Genomic DNA, 268 nt, shown 5'->3' with positions numbered 1-268 from the left:
CGGCCGGCCTTGGCCATCAGCCAGTTCGAGTTCGCCGGCGCCTGGCCTTCGCCGACCTCGATCGACAGGCGAATCGCCGCGGTGTTCAGCGACATCGCCAAGGCGGAGATCAGCGGCAGCTTGCCGGCGCGCTCGTCGTCGTAATTGTGCGGGCAGTAGTCCTTGCCGAGGCAGAGGCCGGCGGCCGAGATCAGCGTGTTGGGATGGAAGCGGCCCGTCGCCAGCGCGGTGAGGTAGAGGTAGGGCTTGAACGACGAGCCGGGCTGGC

General features: G+C 68.7%; 1 protein-coding gene. It reads right to left on the bottom strand.

What is annotated here, in order from left to right; all coding sequences use genetic code 11:
* The coding region (locus RMT89_RS43330; protein WP_315889249.1) for a penicillin-binding transpeptidase domain-containing protein at positions 1–268 on the bottom strand (268 nt) is incomplete at both ends.

The sequence above is a fragment of the Streptomyces sp. P17 genome, assembly GCF_032436805.1.
Taxonomy (GTDB): domain Bacteria; phylum Actinomycetota; class Actinomycetes; order Streptomycetales; family Streptomycetaceae; genus Streptomyces.
This window is presented reverse-complemented; position numbering and strand designations above follow the sequence as displayed.